Annotated in this window: 11 protein-coding genes and 1 pseudogene; all 12 read right to left on the reverse strand. The window is 69.0% G+C overall.

What is annotated here, in order from left to right:
• Window positions 1-2: 2 nt before the first annotated feature.
• The 12 genes and pseudogenes from pgi to uvrC all read right to left on the reverse strand — a co-directional run bounded on the left by pgi (window position 3) and on the right by uvrC (window position 15297).
• Window positions 3-1655 carry a glucose-6-phosphate isomerase gene (gene pgi / locus SLUN_RS09335; protein ID WP_108148048.1) on the reverse strand — a complete coding sequence of 551 codons (1653 nt, stop codon included), beginning with the start codon at window positions 1653-1655 and terminating at the stop codon, window positions 3-5.
• Between the two features lie 57 nt (window positions 1656-1712).
• Window positions 1713-2925 (reverse strand): annotated as a pseudogene (locus SLUN_RS09340) (MFS transporter).
• Window positions 2926-3031: 106 nt separating this feature from the next.
• A complete protein-coding gene (locus SLUN_RS09345) occupies window positions 3032-3367 on the reverse strand; it encodes an RNA polymerase-binding protein RbpA (protein ID WP_003957010.1) in 336 nt (111 codons plus the stop codon).
• Window positions 3368-3501: 134 nt separating this feature from the next.
• Window positions 3502-3732, reverse strand: coding sequence for a preprotein translocase subunit SecG (gene secG / locus SLUN_RS09350; RefSeq protein ID WP_108148049.1), 231 nt, complete (start codon window positions 3730-3732; stop codon window positions 3502-3504).
• Window positions 3733-3838: 106 nt separating this feature from the next.
• A complete protein-coding gene (tpiA, locus tag SLUN_RS09355; protein ID WP_108148050.1) occupies window positions 3839-4627 on the reverse strand; it encodes a triose-phosphate isomerase in 789 nt (262 codons plus the stop codon).
• Between the two features lie 7 nt (window positions 4628-4634).
• Entirely contained in the window at window positions 4635-5846 is a 1212-nt protein-coding gene (locus SLUN_RS09360) for a phosphoglycerate kinase (RefSeq protein ID WP_108148051.1), read from the reverse strand.
• A 203-nt stretch (window positions 5847-6049) separates the two neighbouring features.
• Complete coding sequence (gene gap / locus SLUN_RS09365; RefSeq protein WP_108148052.1) at window positions 6050-7054, reverse strand: type I glyceraldehyde-3-phosphate dehydrogenase; 1005 nt, start codon at window positions 7052-7054, stop codon at window positions 6050-6052.
• A 213-nt stretch (window positions 7055-7267) separates the two neighbouring features.
• Window positions 7268-10213, reverse strand: a complete 2946-nt coding sequence (locus SLUN_RS09370; protein ID WP_108148053.1) for a M14 family metallopeptidase — start codon at window positions 10211-10213, stop codon at window positions 7268-7270.
• 167 nt (window positions 10214-10380) lie between these two features.
• Window positions 10381-11370, reverse strand: coding sequence for a DNA-binding protein WhiA (gene whiA, locus SLUN_RS09375; RefSeq protein ID WP_108148054.1), 990 nt, complete (start codon window positions 11368-11370; stop codon window positions 10381-10383).
• Window positions 11361-12395 (reverse strand): gluconeogenesis factor YvcK family protein, encoded by a 1035-nt coding sequence (locus tag SLUN_RS09380; protein ID WP_108148055.1) that lies wholly within the window; start codon window positions 12393-12395, stop codon window positions 11361-11363. The genes whiA and SLUN_RS09380 overlap by 10 nt, the downstream gene beginning before the upstream one ends.
• Window positions 12392-13330 carry an RNase adapter RapZ gene (rapZ, locus tag SLUN_RS09385; protein ID WP_108148056.1) on the reverse strand — a complete coding sequence of 313 codons (939 nt, stop codon included), beginning with the start codon at window positions 13328-13330 and terminating at the stop codon, window positions 12392-12394. The genes SLUN_RS09380 and rapZ overlap by 4 nt, the downstream gene beginning before the upstream one ends.
• The gene (uvrC, locus tag SLUN_RS09390; protein WP_108148057.1) at window positions 13327-15297 is read right to left on the reverse strand and encodes an excinuclease ABC subunit UvrC; all 1971 of its coding nucleotides are present in this window, start codon (window positions 15295-15297) and stop codon (window positions 13327-13329) included. The genes rapZ and uvrC overlap by 4 nt, the downstream gene beginning before the upstream one ends.
• Window positions 15298-15566: the final 269 nt, after the last annotated feature.

Genomic DNA, 15566 nt, shown 5'->3' on the forward strand with positions numbered 1-15566 from the left:
GCTCAACGTCCGCGCAGTGTGCGGTACTTGGCCACCAGCGTCGACGTCGAGCTGTCCAGCTGCTCGGCACCTGTCCCCTCGGTCAGCACCGGCTCGATCTTCTTCGCGAGGACCTTGCCGAGCTCGACGCCCCACTGGTCGAAGGAGTCGATGTTCCAGATGGCGCCCTGGACGAACACCTTGTGCTCGTACAGCGCGATCAACTGTCCCAGCACGGACGGGGTCAGCTCGTCCGCGAGGATCGTCGTCGTCGGATGGTTGCCCTTGAACGTCTTGTGCGGCACCAGCTCCTCGGCCACGCCCTCCGCCCGTACCTCCTGCGGCGTCCTGCCGAAGGCGAGCGCCTGCGTCTGCGCGAAGAAGTTGGCCATCAGCAGATCGTGCTGAGCCACCAGTCCCGGCAGCAGATCCTGGACCGGCTCGGCGAAGCCGATGAAGTCCGCCGGGATCACCTTGGTGCCCTGGTGGATCAACTGGTAGTACGCGTGCTGCCCGTTGGTGCCGGGCGTGCCCCACACCACGGGGCCGGTCTGCCAGTCCACCGGATTGCCGTCGCGGTCAACGGACTTGCCGTTGGACTCCATGTCGAGCTGCTGGAGGTAGGCGGTGAACTTGCTCAGATAGTGGGAGTACGGCAGCACCGCGTGCGACTGCGCGTCGAAGAACGCGCCGTACCAGACCCCCAGCAGGCCGAGCAGCAGCGGCGCGTTGGTCTCGGCCGGAGCCGTACGGAAGTGCTCGTCGATCCGGTGGAAGCCGTCGAGCATCTCCCGGAAGCGGTCCGGGCCGATCGCGATCATGAGCGAGAGGCCGATGGCGGAGTCGTAGGAGTACCGCCCGCCGACCCAGTCCCAGAACTCGAACATGTTCGCCGTGTCGATGCCGAAGTCGCCGACCTTGTCGGCGTTCGTCGACAGCGCCACGAAGTGCGCGGCGACGGCCTCCTGGCCGGCCCGGAGACCGGTGAGCAGCCAGTCGCGGGCGGAGGTGGCGTTGGTGATGGTCTCGATGGTGGTGAAGGTCTTGGAGGCGATGATGAAGAGCGTCTCGGCCGGGTCCAAGTCCCGGACGGCCTCGTGCAGATCGGCCCCGTCGACGTTCGACACGAAGTGGAACGTCAGATCGCGCGCGGTGTAGGAGCGCAGCGCCTCGTACGCCATCGCCGGTCCCAGGTCGGAGCCGCCGATGCCGATGTTGACGACGTTCTTGATGCGCTTGCCGGTGTGGCCGGTCCACTCGCCCGACCTGATCCGGTCGGAGAAGGCGCTCATCCTGTCCAGCACCGCGTGGACGGCCGGCACCACGTTCTCGCCGTCCACCTCGATCACGGCGTTCCGCGGGGCGCGCAGCGCCGTGTGCAGGACGGCGCGGTCCTCGGTGGTGTTGATCTTCTCGCCGCGGAACATCGCGTCCCGCAGGCCGGATACGTCGGTGGCGGCGGCCAGCTCGCGCAGCAGCGCCAGCGTCTCGTCGGTCACCAGGTGCTTGGAGTAGTCGAGGTACAGATCGCCGGCCTGGAGGGTGTACTCGGTGCCGCGCGCCGTATCGGCTGCGAACAGCTCCCGCAGATGCGTCTCCCCCAGCTGCTCCCGGTGCTTGCCGAGAGCAGCCCATTCGGGCGTCTGGTTGAGCCTGGTACGGCCTTCTGCGTTCATCCGGACATCAGCCCACTTCTTCTCGTACCTGCCTGCGTGCCCCGCTGCGTCTCCAACCTAATTGATCAGCGGGGTGAGCGACGCGACTGCCGGAATGAACAGTCCGGCCGCCAGCAGCGCGGGCGTGTTCGGGCCCCAGGCGGCGGCCGCCGCACCGCCCAGCAGTGCGCCGAGCGGGGCGCCGGCGATCGCGAGCGTGCGAAAGGCGGAGCTGATCCGGCCCAGCATGGCCGCCGGGCTGCGCTCCTGTATCAGCGTCGTCTGGTTGACGTTCCACACCATGCCCATGACGGCGAACACCGCCATCGCCGCGATCGTCGCCCAGAGCGCGCGCACCGATCCCATCGCGACCAGGCATCCGGTCTGCACGATCCCGGCGGCGAACACGCTCCGTATTCGGCCGAGGCGGTCGGAGAGTCTGCGGGCCAGCAGTCCGCCCAGCACGCTGCCCGCCCCGAACGCCGTGATCACCGCCGCGTATCCGCCGTTGCCCGCGTCCAGCCAGCCGGTGACGTGGATGACGAGGGTGGCGATGAGAGCACCCATGCCGATGTTGCAGAGGGTGGTGGCGATACAGAGCCCGCGCTGGGCGCGATCCGCCCACAGGGTCCGCAGCCCTTCCCCGATCTCCGCACGCAGTGTGCTGCCCGGCGGTCTGGGAGCCCTGTCGGGCGCCGCCACCCGCAGGGAGGCGACCAGCAGCGCCGCCACGACGTAGGTGGCCGCATCCGCCGCGTACGGCACGGCGGCGCCCGCGACGAGCAGCACCGGCACCAGCGGCGCGGCCAGGAAGCCGCCAACGATCTGCTGTGCGGTCATCAGCCGGGCATTGGCACTGCTCAGCGCATCGGCCGGCACCAGGGAGGGCAGCAGGGCCGTGGCGGCGTTGTCGAAGAGCGTCTGGAGTGTGGTGAGCGCGAAAGGCGAGGGCGAGCAGGAGGGCGATGGATCCCAGGTCCAGCCACACAGCGACGGCGAAGGCGGCCATCAGCGCGCCGCGCAGCAGATCCACCGCCCACATCGCCCGCCGCTGGTCCACCCGGTCGGCGACCGCGCCGCCGAGCAGTCCGAACAGCAGCCAGGGCAGATAGCCGCATGCGGTCACCGAGGCGATCAGCAGCGGGTCGTCGGTGAAGGAGGCGGCGAGCAGCGGCATCGCGGCGATCCGGAGCGAGTCTCCGAACCTGGACACGATCGCGGCCGTCCACAGCCGCCCGAACCCCCCGCGCCACGCGGGTGTTCGCGTCCGCACCGCTTCTGTCGCCGTCACAACATCCCCTCCCGGTCCTGTGATTCAGAACCGTAGGGGGTGCCACTGACAGTCAACGAAAAAGGTCCGGTCGGGCACCCTCAGGTGTCCGGCCGGACCGCAACTTCTAGATTTCGCCGCGCAGTTTGGCAAGCGCCTCGGCAAGGATCGCCTCGCCGTCCGCGTCGCTGCGCCGCTCGCGTACGTACGCGAGGTGCGTCTTGTACGGCTCGGTGCGCGGCGGGTCCGGCGGATTGTCCCGGTCCTGGCCGGCCGGGAACCCGCAGCGCGGGCAGTCCCACGTATCCGGGACCTGTGCGTCACTGGCGAAGCTCGGCTGCGTCTCGTGCCCGTTGGAGCACCAGAAGGAGATGCGGAGGCGTGGCGCGGACTCGCCTCGCTCAGCCTCACCCATCGGCCCCGCTCCGACCCGGCTTCCCCGGATCGCGTTGCCACTTGCCACGGTCGTAACTCCCTGCGTGATGGTGCTGCACAGCGTCTCACAGCGGCTGCGCCGCGGTGCCCCAGTCTACGTAAGGCCCAACGCTCGTCCAGTGATTGGAGTTACACCCCAGCCCAGGACACGGAAGGCTTGGGTCAGCTGTCCAGCTTCATCAGCAGACCAAGTACGACAATGCACGCAAACCACAGCAGACCGATAACCACAGTGATGCGGTCCAGGTTGCGCTCGGCTACCGAAGAGCCGCCCACCGAGGACTGCATACCGCCACCGAACATGTCGGAGAGGCCGCCGCCCTTCCCCTTGTGCATCAGCACCAGCATCATCATCAGCAGGCTGAAGACGACCAGGGCGATCGAGAACCCCATAATCACGGCTGGACCAACTTCCTCGGACTGAAACGGACGACGGGGGCCCGGGCTGGAAAAGCCTCAGGCCCCCGCAAGGGTACGACGGATCCGCGCTACCGCATACTCACTGGTCGCGGAACCGGACGATCTTGACGAACTCGTCGGCGTCCAGCGCCGCACCGCCCACCAGAGCACCGTCCACATCGGGCTGCGCCATGATCGCGGCGACGTTCCCCGACTTCACCGAGCCGCCGTACTGGATACGGACCGTGTCGGCCAGTTCCTGGGAGTACAGCTCGGCAAGGCGCCCGCGGATCGCACCGCAGACCTCCTGCGCGTCCTCGGGGGTGGCGACCTCGCCGGTGCCGATCGCCCACACGGGCTCGTACGCGATCACGATGGACTCGGCCTGCTCGGCCGGAATGTCCTTCAGTCCGCCGTCGAGCTGCGCGAGCGTGTACGCGACCTGCCGGCCGGCCTTGCGGACGTCCAGGCCCTCACCGATGCAGAGGATCGGGGTCAGGCCGTGCCGGTAGGCGGCCTTCACCTTCGCGTTGCAGATCTCGTCCGTCTCGGCGTGGTACTGCCGGCGCTCGGAGTGCCCCACGGCGACGTAGGTGCACTTCAGCTTGGACAGCATCGGGCCCGAGATCTCTCCGGTGTACGCACCGGAGTCGTGCGCCGAGACGTCCTGGGCGCCGTACCTGATCCTGAGCTTGTCGCCGTCGACCAGGGTCTGCACCGACCGAAGATCGGTGAAGGGCGGCAGTACGGCGACCTCGACGGCGTCGTAGTCCTTGTCCGCCAGGGCGAAGGCAAGCTTCTGGACGTGCGCGATGGCCTCGAGGTGGTTGAGGTTCATCTTCCAGTTGCCCGCCATCAGCGGGATACGGCCCTGAGCAATGTCAGTCATAAGGGGGTCAGTCCTCCAGTGCGGCGAGGCCGGGGAGCGTCTTGCCCTCGAGGTATTCGAGGCTCGCGCCGCCACCGGTCGAGATGTGGCCGAATGCGTTCTCGTCGAAGCCCAGGATCCGGACCGCGGCGGCGCTGTCGCCACCGCCGACGACCGTGTAGCCGGGGCTGTCGAGCAGTGCCTGCGCGACGGCCTTCGTGCCCCCGGCGTAGTCGGGGTGCTCGAAGACGCCGAGCGGGCCGTTCCAGAAGACGGTCTCGGCGTCGGCGATCTTCGACGCGAAGAGCTCGCGCGTCTTCGGGCCGATGTCCAGGCCCTCCTTGTCGGAGGGGATCTTGTCGGCGTCGACCGTGATGAAGTCGGCCGGGGCCTTGGTCTTCAGGTCGGGGAACTCGCCCGAGGCCAGGATGTCGACCGGCAGCACCAGCTCGATGCCGTTCTTCTCGGCCCGCTGCATGTACTCGGTGACGGTCGGGATCTGGTCCTCCTGCAGGAGGGAGATTCCGACCTCGTGGCCCTGGGCCTTGAGGAAGGTGTACGCCATGCCGCCGCCGATGAGGATGCGGTCGGCCTTGCCGAGCAGCTGGTCGATGACGGCGAGCTTGTCGGAGACCTTGGCGCCGCCGAGTACGACGACGTACGGGCTCTTGACCTCGTCGGTGAGCTTCTTCAGTACGCCGACCTCGGTGGCGATGAGGTGGCCGGCGGCGTGCGGCAGCCGGGCCGGGAGGTCGTACACCGAGGCGTGCTTGCGGTGTACGGCACCAAAGCCGTCGCCCACGTACACATCGGCGAGCTGAGCGAGCCGGTCGGCGAAGGCGCCGCGCTCGGCGTCGTCCTTCGAGGTCTCGCCGGCGTTGAAGCGGAGGTTCTCGATGACGGCGACCTGGCCGTCGGCGAGGCCCGCGACGGTCTCCTGGGCGGAGGTGCCGACCGTGTCGGTCGCGAACGCGACATCGGCGCCGAGCAGTTCACCGAGCCGCGCGGCGGCCGGGGCGAGGGAGAACGCCGGGTCCGGGGCGCCCGCGGGACGGCCCAGGTGCGAGGCGACGATGACACGTGCGCCCGCCTCGGCGAGCTTGGCGATCGTCGGCTGGACGGCGCGGATACGGCCGTCGTCGGTGATGGTGGTGCCGTCGAGCGGCACGTTGAGGTCGGCGCGGACGAATACCCGCTTGCCGGCGACCCCTTCAGCGAGAAGTTCGTCGATCGTCTTCATGCGTGCATGACTCCTAGAGAGCGGCTCCCCGACCGAGCGAGGAACACAGCAACCATCAATTGAGTAACCCCCACGGCGAGCAACCACGTCCGCGAGAGCGGCGGCGGTTCAGCCGTAAAGGGGAGACGTGCGACAGGGCTCGGACGGCGCTTCCTTGCACCGGCCGAGCCCTGTCGCTCACATCTTGCTGCTCTCGTTGCTGATTAGAGCTGACCGCCGACGAAGACCGTGAGGTCCACCAGACGGTTGGAGTAGCCCCACTCGTTGTCGTACCAGCCGATGACCTTGACGCTCTTGCCCTGGACCATGGTCAGGGAGGAGTCGAAGGTGCAGGAGGCCGGCCAGTTGACGATGTCCGAGGAGACGATCTGGTCCTCGGTGTAGTCCAGGATGCCCTTGAGCTGACCCTCGGCGGCCTTCTGGAACGCGGTGTTGACCTCGTCCTTGGTCACCTCGCGCTCCAGCTCGATGACCAGGTCGGTCACGGAACCCGTGGGGACCGGGACGCGCATCGCGATGCCGTCGAGCTTGCCCGCCAGCTCCGGGATGACCAGCGCGGTGGCCTTCGCGGCACCGGTGGTGGTCGGGATGATGTTCTCGGCGGCGGCGCGGGCGCGGCGCAGGTCCGAGTGCGGGAAGTCCAGGATGCGCTGGTCGTTCGTGTACGCGTGCACCGTGGTCATCATGCCCTTGACGATGCCGAAGTTCTCGAGGAGAACCTTGGCCATCGGCGCCACGCAGTTTGTGGTGCAGGAGGCGTTGGAGATGATGTGGTGGCCGGCCGCGTCGTACTTGTCCTGGTTGACGCCCATCACGATGGTGATGTCCTCGTCCTTGGCCGGAGCCGAGATGAGGACCTTCTTGGCGCCGCCGGCGATGTGCTTCTCGGCGTCGGCCTTCTTGGTGAAGATGCCGGTCGACTCGATGACGATGTCGACGCCCAGCTCGCCCCACGGAATGTCCGAGGGGTTGCGCTCCGAGAGCACCTTGATGGTGTGGCCGTCGACCGTGATCGTGTCGGCGGTGTGGGTCACCTCGGCCTTGAGACGGCCGAGGATGGTGTCGTACTTCAGCAAGTGGGCCGTGGTCGCAGTGTCACCCAGGTCGTTGACAGCCACGATCTCGATGTCTGCACCCTGCTCCAGCAGCGCGCGGAAGTAGTTACGACCGATGCGGCCAAAGCCGTTGATGCCTACGCGGATCGTCACGAACCGATCTCCTCGTGGTACGCCGGTTTTAGACGCCGGCGAGTTGTATGGGATGTCCCCGACCGCCTACGACCCTACCTCCCTGTGAGCCCAGGGGTGACATCGAGAGGGTCCCTGCGTGGCACGGCGGTCCCTACCCCCCAGTAGGGGCACGGACCGCCGCGACTCGGGTCCTGACCGTGCACTATGCGTACTGACTACTCAGCGTCAGCGTCAGCGGCGCAGGGCACGAAGCGCCTTCCCGATGACCTGCTCGCGGTCGGCCGCGCCTGGCACATGCTCCAGACCGAAGCCGATCAGCACGGTGTCCCGCGTGGTCACGGCCGCATGGGACCGGAAGAGCGCCTGGGACCGTGCCCAGTCGTCCGCGTTCCCGGGGCTGCCCGCCGGCGGTCCGGGAACGCTCCACGGGCCGAGCGCCGTCTCGAAGCCCTCGGGACCCTGCGGGGTGCCGCCCACGACGAGCTTGGTGTCGTCGACGAAGACGCCGATCCCGCCGGTGCCCGGGTCCGAGGCGTACGAGATGGAGAGCTCGACCTGCTTGCCCGCGTAGGCGCCGAGGTCGACGGAGACCGTCTGCCAGCCGTTGGAGGAGCCGGTGAAGCGGTTCCAGGCGCCGCTGGTGCCCGTCGCCGTGCAGCCGCTGTCGGCGACCGTCAGGTAGTGGGCGAGGAACGGGTGGCCCTGGACGTAGTAGCCCTCCTCGCACTGCACGGGCACCTCGGACGTGGTGCCGCCGTTGGCGTCCGGCAGGGTCGTCCAGTCGTCCTGGCCGACCGTGTGCGCCTCGACGATGACGTTGTCGAAGCCGGGCTCGGTGTCGTAGCTGAGCCGGAATTGAAGGCTCGGCTCGGCGGTGGCCGCCGTACCTGACAGGTCCACGGTGCGCGACAGCCGCATATAGCCGTTGTCCTGGTGCTTCGCCGCCGCGAACCATGAGCCGTCGGCCGGCTCGAAGGGGGTACGGGTACCCGGGTAGCCGCCCGCGGGCGCGCTCTTGAACTGCGGGAACCGGTCGGGCTTCAGTGTGTCCGAGGTGATGGTGTACGCCCCGGCCAGGTCGAGCGGGTTGCCGGGTGCGTCGGCGAGGGAGGCATTCGCACCCGCGAGGTTCCCGGCGCCCGCGAAGGCCGGCGGGGACTTGAGCCCGACCCGGTTGTAGGCACCGAGGTAGTACTGGGCGAAGTCGTCGGAGTCGGCGCCGCCGAGGTCGACGGTGCCGCCGGCCTGCTCACCGGCGTTGATCAGCTTGCCGCCCTCGTTGAGGAAGTCCCGTACGGCCTGTGTGGTCGCCGCGGAGGGCTGGTTGACGCCGGTGTACCAGACGACCGTCCTGAAGTGGCTCAGCACCCCGAGGGCGTCCGGGACGCCCTGGGTGGCGACGTCCCAGACCGCGGACTTGCGGCCGTTGTCGGCGAGGGCCCTGGTGTAGGCGGCCGTGTTCTTCGCCGCGGTGGTGCCGCCCTCTTCCGCGATCACCAGCGTGTCTCCGCGCGGCCGTTCGGCGATCGTGTACGTGAAGTGCTCGCCGGCGGTGGGCTTCCCGGCCTTGGTCTCGCCGGTGAACCAGACCTCGACCTTGTCGCCGACGTCGCCGTCCTGCACCTTGGCGCGGTATTCGTCGAAGCGGATGTTGTCGTCGCCGCCGTAGGTCTCGCCGCCCTTCCAGGCCCTGAGTGCCTGATCGTGCGTATGGCCGCCGTTGACGCGGTACTTGAGCTCCTTGTCGCGTACGGACTTGCGGGCGATGACGGACACTTCCTGGTCGCCGCCGCGCGCGTAGGAGGTGGTGAACGCATCGGGGGTGAAGTCCGCGGCCTTCAGACCGAGCGAGGAGGACGGCTGGTCGGGGTGGGCGGCGGTCTCGGCGACGGAGAGCGCGAACGGGACGTTCTTGGCGAACTCCTGCTGGATCAGCTTCTCGTCGTCCGGGAACGTGAAGACGGAGGCGCAGTCGGCAGCGTTCCAGGGGTCGTTGGGGTCGATGCGGGAAACCGTGCCGCAGGTCGACATCTCCGGGGTGTACATCATCATCCCGTTGATGTTGGCCGCGTGTCCGTCGGCCTCGCCGTTGGTGGTGTAGAGCTCGGAGGAGACCTGCGGGCGGTAGCCGGGGACGGCGGAGTTCGCGGGCGTACCGGCGAGGGACTCGTAGAGGACGTCGTCCGGTGTCGGGGTCGCGACCTGCCAGCCGACTCCGTACAGCAGCAGCTGCGCCGCCGAGTGGTAGTTGATGCCGTACTCGAAACCGATGCGCTTCTGGAAGGCGTCGAGGGCCTTGGTCTCGGGCTCGGAGGCCGGACCGGTGCCGCGGAAGGTCTCGTCGGCCGGGTCGGGGGACGAACCCTCGTTGTCGTAACCCCACTTGTAGGCGAAGTTGCGGTTGAGGTCCACGCCGTCGCCGGGGGCGGTCTTGCCGTCGCCGTTGTTGTCGTGCAGGTTCTTGCGCCACTGGCGCTCGTCGGTGCCGGTGAAGGTGTAGTCGTAGCCGTCGGGGTTGGCGGAGAGGACGAACCACAGCTCGGTGGAGTCCACGATCCTGGTGACCCGCGGGTCCTTGCCGTAACCGTCGAGGTAGTAGTGCATCAGCCGCCGGGTCATCTCGGGCGTGATCCACTCGCGGGCGTGCTGGTTGGAGAGGTACAGCGTGGAGGGCTTGGAGCCGTCCTTGACCTTCTTGGCACCCTTGCTGATCTTGAGGGCGAGGATGTCCTGGCCCTTGACGCTCTTGCCGATGCTGACGACCTTGGTCAGGTTCGGGTTGGCCTGTCCGGTGGCGAGGATCTCGCGCTGCAGGCCGTTCTCGCCGCTGTACGGGCGGAAGACGCCGTCTCCGGCGGCCGCGACACGCTTCTCGGACTTGGCCGAGATCGTGTGCTCGGTGATGCCGATGCCCTGCCGGCGCAGTTCGCCGGCCTGCTTCTCGGTGAGGAACAGCTCGATGGTGGCGGTGCCCTTGTCAGGCACTTGCTCCGTCAGCTCGTGGCCGTCGGTGCCTGCCGCGAGGATCAGCGGCACCTGTGCCTCGGTGACTGTCGCGTGCCATACGGAGAGTCCGTCGCCCTCGCCCCTCTGGTCGGCCTGGGCGAGCGGCGCCGCCGCGAGTCCGGCGGTCAGGAGTGATACGGCGGCGAGGATCGATCTCGCTCTTCGTCTCATTGGCCCCCCTTGCTGGTGTCTGCCAGGAAAAGCAACAGACGCCAGACTCATCAGACCCCATGGCCATGTCAAGACAGCCACGCGGTCCGAAGGGGTGCAATGTACAACCGCTGCCGGCGTCCGTGTGAACGCCGGCAGCGGTGGGTCGACCGGGTGGTGACGGCGGGTCAGCCGACGAGGCCGTCCGCCATCTCCTCGGTGAGGTTGCACTCCGTACCCGGAATGCCGAGGTCCTGGGCCCGCTTGTCGGCCATCGCGAGCAGCCTGCGGATCCGGCCCGCGACCGCGTCCTTGGTCAGCGGCGGGTCGGCGAGCGCGCCCAGCTCCTCCAGGGAGGCCTGCTTGTGCTCCATCCGCAGTCGGCCGGCCGCGGCGAGGTGCTCGGGCACCTCCTCGCCGAGGATCTCCAGCGCGCGCTGCACCCGGGCACCGGCGGCGACCGCGGCACGGGCCGAGCGGCGCAGGTTGGCGTCGTCGAAGTTGGCGAGGCGGTTGGCGGTGGCGCGCACCTCGCGCCGCATCCGCCGCTCCTCCCAGGCCAGTACGGACTCGTGCGCCCCGAGCCGGGTCAGCAGCGCGCCGATCGCGTCCCCGTCGCGTACGACGACGCGGTCCACGCCGCGTACCTCGCGCGCCTTGGCTGCGATGGAGAGCCTGCGGGCCGCGCCTACCAGGGCGAGGGCGGCCTCCGGGCCGGGGCAGGTGACCTCCAGCGAGGAGGAGCGGCCGGGCTCGGTGAGCGAGCCGTGCGCCAGGAACGCGCCGCGCCAGGCGGCCTCCGCGTCACAGGTGGCGCCGGAGACGACCTGCGGGGGCAGCCCGCGGATCGGGCGGCCCCGGCCGTCGACCAGACCGGTCTGGCGGGCGAGCTGGTCACCGCCCGCCACCACCCGTACGACGTAACGGGAGCCGCGGCGCAGTCCTCCCGGCGCCATCACCATCAGCTCGGAGCTGTGCCCGAAGATCTCCAGGATGTCCCGCTTCAGCCGGCGCGCCGCGATGCCGGTGTCCAGCTCCGCCTCGATCACAATGCGGCCGCTGACCAGGTGCAGCCCGCCCGCGAACCGAAGAATCGCCGAGACCTCTGCCTTTCTGCAGCAGGTCCGGGTGACGGGAAGCCGGGAGATTTCGTCCTTCACCGCTGCCGTCATCGCCATGGGCCGATCCTTCCATGCATCCGAAAAATACGGTCGTACGCGGCGGCCAACAGCTCCGGGTCGTGCTTCGGAAGTCCGTCGGGCGAAGCCACCGGCGCCAGCTCGACCGCGGCTCCGAGCCGCTTGGCGGCGTCTGCGAGGGACTCGCGGTCGGGCACGGCGGCCTCGTCGGCCAGCACCACGTCCAGGGCGAGTTTAGGCGCGTGTCGTCCCAAAACCTCCAAATGACGCTGCGGTGAGAAGCCTTCTGTTTCACCCGGCTGGGGCGCGAGGTTCAGCGAGAGGACGCGGCGGGCCTTCGTCTGGATCAGTGCGTCCAGCAGCTCGGGCACCAGCAGGTGCGGGATCACCGAGGAGAACCAGGAGCCGGGGCCGAGCACCACCCAGTCGGCGTCCAGGACCGCGGCGACAGCCTCGGGCACGGCGGGCGGGTCGTGCGGGACGAGGTGCACGGACTGCACCTCACCGGGGGTGAGCGCGACGGTCGCCTGACCGCGCACCGTGTCCACGTCGTCCGGGCGCGCCGGGTCGTGGCCCCGTACGAGCGCCTGCAGTTCCAGCGGCACGGCGGACATCGGCAGCACCCGGCCGTGCGCGCCGAGCAGCTTGCCGACCAGGTCCAGGGCGAGGACATGGTCGCCGAGCTGCTCCCACAGGGCGACGATCAGCAGGTTGCCGACCGCGTGTTCGTGCAGATCGCCCTTGGAGTGGAAGCGGTGCTGGATGACGCGGGCCCAGGTCTGGCCCCAGTCGTCGTCGCCGCACAGCGCCGCCAGGGCCTTGCGCAGGTCGCCGGGCGGCAGCACGCCCAGCTCGTCGCGGAGCCGGCCGCTGGAGCCGCCGTCGTCGGCGACGGTGACGACCGCGGTGAGGTCGCCGGTGATACGGCGCAGAGCGGTGAGCGACGCGGACAGGCCCATGCCGCCGCCGAGTGCGACGACCTTGGGCTGCGCCCCGCGCTTCCGTCCCGACGGCGCGTGCGTGGACCTGCGCAGACGCCTCAGACGGAGATTGCGTCCACTCACTCGCGCCCCATGTCCCGGTGGACGATGACGGTCTCGATCCCCGCGGAGGAGAGGCGTGCGGCGAGCTTCTCGGACGTGGCGACCGAGCGGTGCTTGCCGCCGGTGCAGCCGACTGCGATGGTGACGTACCGCTTGCCCTCGCGGCGGTAGCCCGCGGCGATCAGCTGGAGCAGCTCGGTGTAGCGGTCGAGGAACTCCTTGGCGCCGGGCTGGTTGAAGACGTAGTTCGACACCTCTTCGTTGAGTCCGGAGAAGGGGCGCAGCTCAGGGACCCAGTGCGGGTTCGGCAGGAAGCGCATGTCGACGACGAGGTCCGCGTCGACCGGCAGTCCGTACTTGAATCCGAACGACATCACCGTGGCACGCAGCTCCGGCTCCTCGTCGCCCGCGAACGAGGCGTCCATCTTGGCGCGCAGCTCGTGCACGTTGAGGCTGGAGGTGTCGATCACCAGGTCGGCGTCGCCGCGCAGCTCACGCAGCAGATCGCGCTCGGCGGCGATGCCGTCGACGATCCGGCCGTCGCCCTGGAGGGGATGGGGCCGGCGGACCGACTCGAAGCGGCGGACCAGGACGTCGTCGGAGGACTCGAGGAAGACGATCCGCCGGGTGACCTGCTTGGAGTCGAGGTCGGCGAGGGATTCGCGGAGGTTGTCGAAGAACCGCCGGCCGCGTACGTCGACGACGACGGCGATCCGGGCGACATTGCCCTGCGAGCGGGCGCCGAGCTCCACCATGGTGGGGATCAGCGCGGGCGGCAGGTTGTCGACGACGAACCAGCCGAGGTCCTCCAGACACTTCGCGGCCGTGCTGCGCCCGGCGCCCGACATTCCGGAGATGATGACCAGCTCGGGGATGGCCGCGTCTGCGGCTCCGCCGGGCTCGGCCGTGGTGCCCGTACTCACTTCAGCTGCTCCGTCTCCATCGTGCTCAGTCATGTCCTGCTGCCCCCGTCGTTCTCTTCAATGATCTCTCCTGTTGCCGTATTCACGGCAGGGGCGGCCACAGCCGCCTGGGCAAGGGCCACCACGACGGACTCCGCCGTCTTGCGGCCCATTCCCGGTACCTCGCAGATCTGCTCGATTGTCGCCTGCTTCAGCCGCTTCACGGAGCCGAAGTGCTTGATCAGAGCCTGCTTGCGGGACTCGCCGAGGCCGGGGACCGCGTCCAGCGGGCTTGTCCTGATGCGCTTGCTCCGCTTGGCGCGCTGGTAGCGGATGGCGAAGTCGTGAGCTGTGTCACGGACCCGCTGGAGGAGATACAGCCCCTCGCTCGAGCGGGGCAGGACCACCGGGTCGTCGTCGTGCGGCAGCCAGACCTCCTCGAGGCGCTTGGCGAGGCCGCAGACGGCGACATCGTCGATGCCGAGCTCGTCGAGGGCACGCTGGGCGGCGGCCACCTGGGGCTGTCCGCCGTCTACCACGACGAGCTGCGGCGGGTACGCGAAGCGCTTGGGCCTGCCGTCGTCCTCGGGGATGTCGTCCCCGATCCACTCCCCCGTCTTGTCCTTCTCCGCCAGATACCGCTTGAAGCGGCGGCTGATCACTTCATGCATGGACCGGACGTCGTCCTGCCCCTCGAAGCTTTTGATCTGGAAGCGGCGGTACTCGCTCTTGCGGGCCAGACCGTCCTCGAAGACCACCATCGACGCCACGACGTCCTCGCCCTGGAGATGCGAGATGTCGAAGCACTCGATCCGCAGCGGCGCCGAGTCGAGGCCGAGTGCCTCGGCGATCTCCTCCAGTGCGCGGGAGCGGGTGGTGAGGTCGCTGGCGCGCTTGGTCTTGTGCAGGCCGAGCGCCTGCACGGCGTTGCGCTGGACCGTCCCCATCAGGTCCTTCTTGTCGCCGCGCTGCGGAATGCGGAGCGATACCTGCGAGCCGCGGCGGTCGCTCAGCCACTGGGTGACGGCGTCGGTGTCCTCGGGGAGCGCCGGGACGAGGACCTCCTTGGGGACGGCGTCGCCACGTTCCTCCCCGTACAACTGCTGCAGGGCGTGCTCGACAAGACCGGCGGTGTCGACGGCCTCGACCTTGTCGGTGACCCAGCCCCGCTGGCCCCGGACGCGTCCGCCGCGGACGTGGAAGATCTGCACGGCCGCTTCCAGCTCGTCCTCGGCCACGGCGATCAGATCGGCGTCGGTGGCGTCGGCGAGCACGACGGCGTTCTTCTCCAGGGCCCGCTTGAGTGCGCCTATGTCGTCACGCAGCCGGGCGGCCCTCTCGTACTCCATGTCCTCGGCGGCCACCATCATCTGCTTCTCCAGGCGGCGGATGTACGTGCCGGTGCGGCCGGCCATGAAGTCGCAGAACTCCTCGGCCAGTTCGCGGTGCTCATCGGGGGTGACCCGGCCCACGCAGGGCGCGGAGCACTTGCCGATATAGCCGAGCAGACAGGGGCGGCCCTTCTGCGCGTGATTCTTGAAGACCCCGGCGGAGCAGGTGCGTACGGGAAAGACGCGCAGCATCAGATCGACGGTCTCGCGGATCGCCCAGGCGTGTCCGTACGGACCGAAGTAGCGCACGCCCTTCTTCTTGGCGCCGCGCATGACCTGGACCCGCGGGAACTCCTCGTTGAGGGTGACCGCGAGATACGGATAGCTCTTGTCGTCCCGGTACTTGACGTTGAACCGGGGGTCGAACTCCTTGATCCAGGAGTACTCCAGCTGCAGCGCCTCGACCTCGGTGGAGACGACGGTCCACTCGACGGAGGCGGCCGTGGTGACCATGGTGCGGGTGCGCGGGTGCAGATTCGCCAGGTCCTGGAAGTAGCTGGCGAGGCGCTGGCGCAGGCTCTTGGCCTTCCCGACGTAGATCACCCGGCGGTGCTCGTCGCGGAATTTGTAGACCCCCGGGGAGTCGGGGATCTGTCCCGGCTTGGGGCGGTAACTGGAGGGGTCTGCCATGCCGTCCACCCTACTGGCGGGGGCTGACAGTGCGGGCGCGCGCGGTGTACCCGGGGGCTCCGCCCGTGGACCCGCCCCCTACTGCGGAGCCCCGGCCGAGGCGACCGCTGCGGATGTGCATCAGTCCTTGTCGAGGGCAGGCCAACACGCTTCAATGCGGGGTGACACGGCGCTGTGAATGCTGCGGCCGGGATGTGAACACCTCCGTCCCGCTCCACCTGGACGCCCGTCGCCGCCCACCCGCAGCGGCTCGCACACTTCGTGAACGT

It is taken from the genome of Streptomyces lunaelactis (assembly GCF_003054555.1).
GTDB classification, from domain to species: Bacteria; Actinomycetota; Actinomycetes; order Streptomycetales; family Streptomycetaceae; genus Streptomyces; species Streptomyces lunaelactis.

Bases quoted from the DNA above. Each gene is read 5' to 3' on its own strand.
- pgi (WP_108148048.1), bottom strand. From the start codon at position 1,655: ATGAACGCAGAAGGCCGTACCAGGCTCAACCAGACGCCCGAATGGGCT.
- secG (WP_108148049.1), bottom strand. From the start codon at position 3,732: ATGGGGTTCTCGATCGCCCTGGTCGTCTTCAGCCTGCTGATGATGATG.
- tpiA (WP_108148050.1), bottom strand. From the start codon at position 4,627: ATGACTGACATTGCTCAGGGCCGTATCCCGCTGATGGCGGGCAACTGG.
- SLUN_RS09360 (WP_108148051.1), bottom strand. From the start codon at position 5,846: ATGAAGACGATCGACGAACTTCTCGCTGAAGGGGTCGCCGGCAAGCGG.
- SLUN_RS09370 (WP_108148053.1), bottom strand. From the start codon at position 10,213: ATGAGACGAAGAGCGAGATCGATCCTCGCCGCCGTATCACTCCTGACC.
- whiA (WP_108148054.1), bottom strand. From the start codon at position 11,370: ATGGCGATGACGGCAGCGGTGAAGGACGAAATCTCCCGGCTTCCCGTC.
- rapZ (WP_108148056.1), bottom strand. From the start codon at position 13,330: ATGACTGAGCACGATGGAGACGGAGCAGCTGAAGTGAGTACGGGCACC.
- uvrC (WP_108148057.1), bottom strand. From the start codon at position 15,297: ATGGCAGACCCCTCCAGTTACCGCCCCAAGCCGGGACAGATCCCCGAC.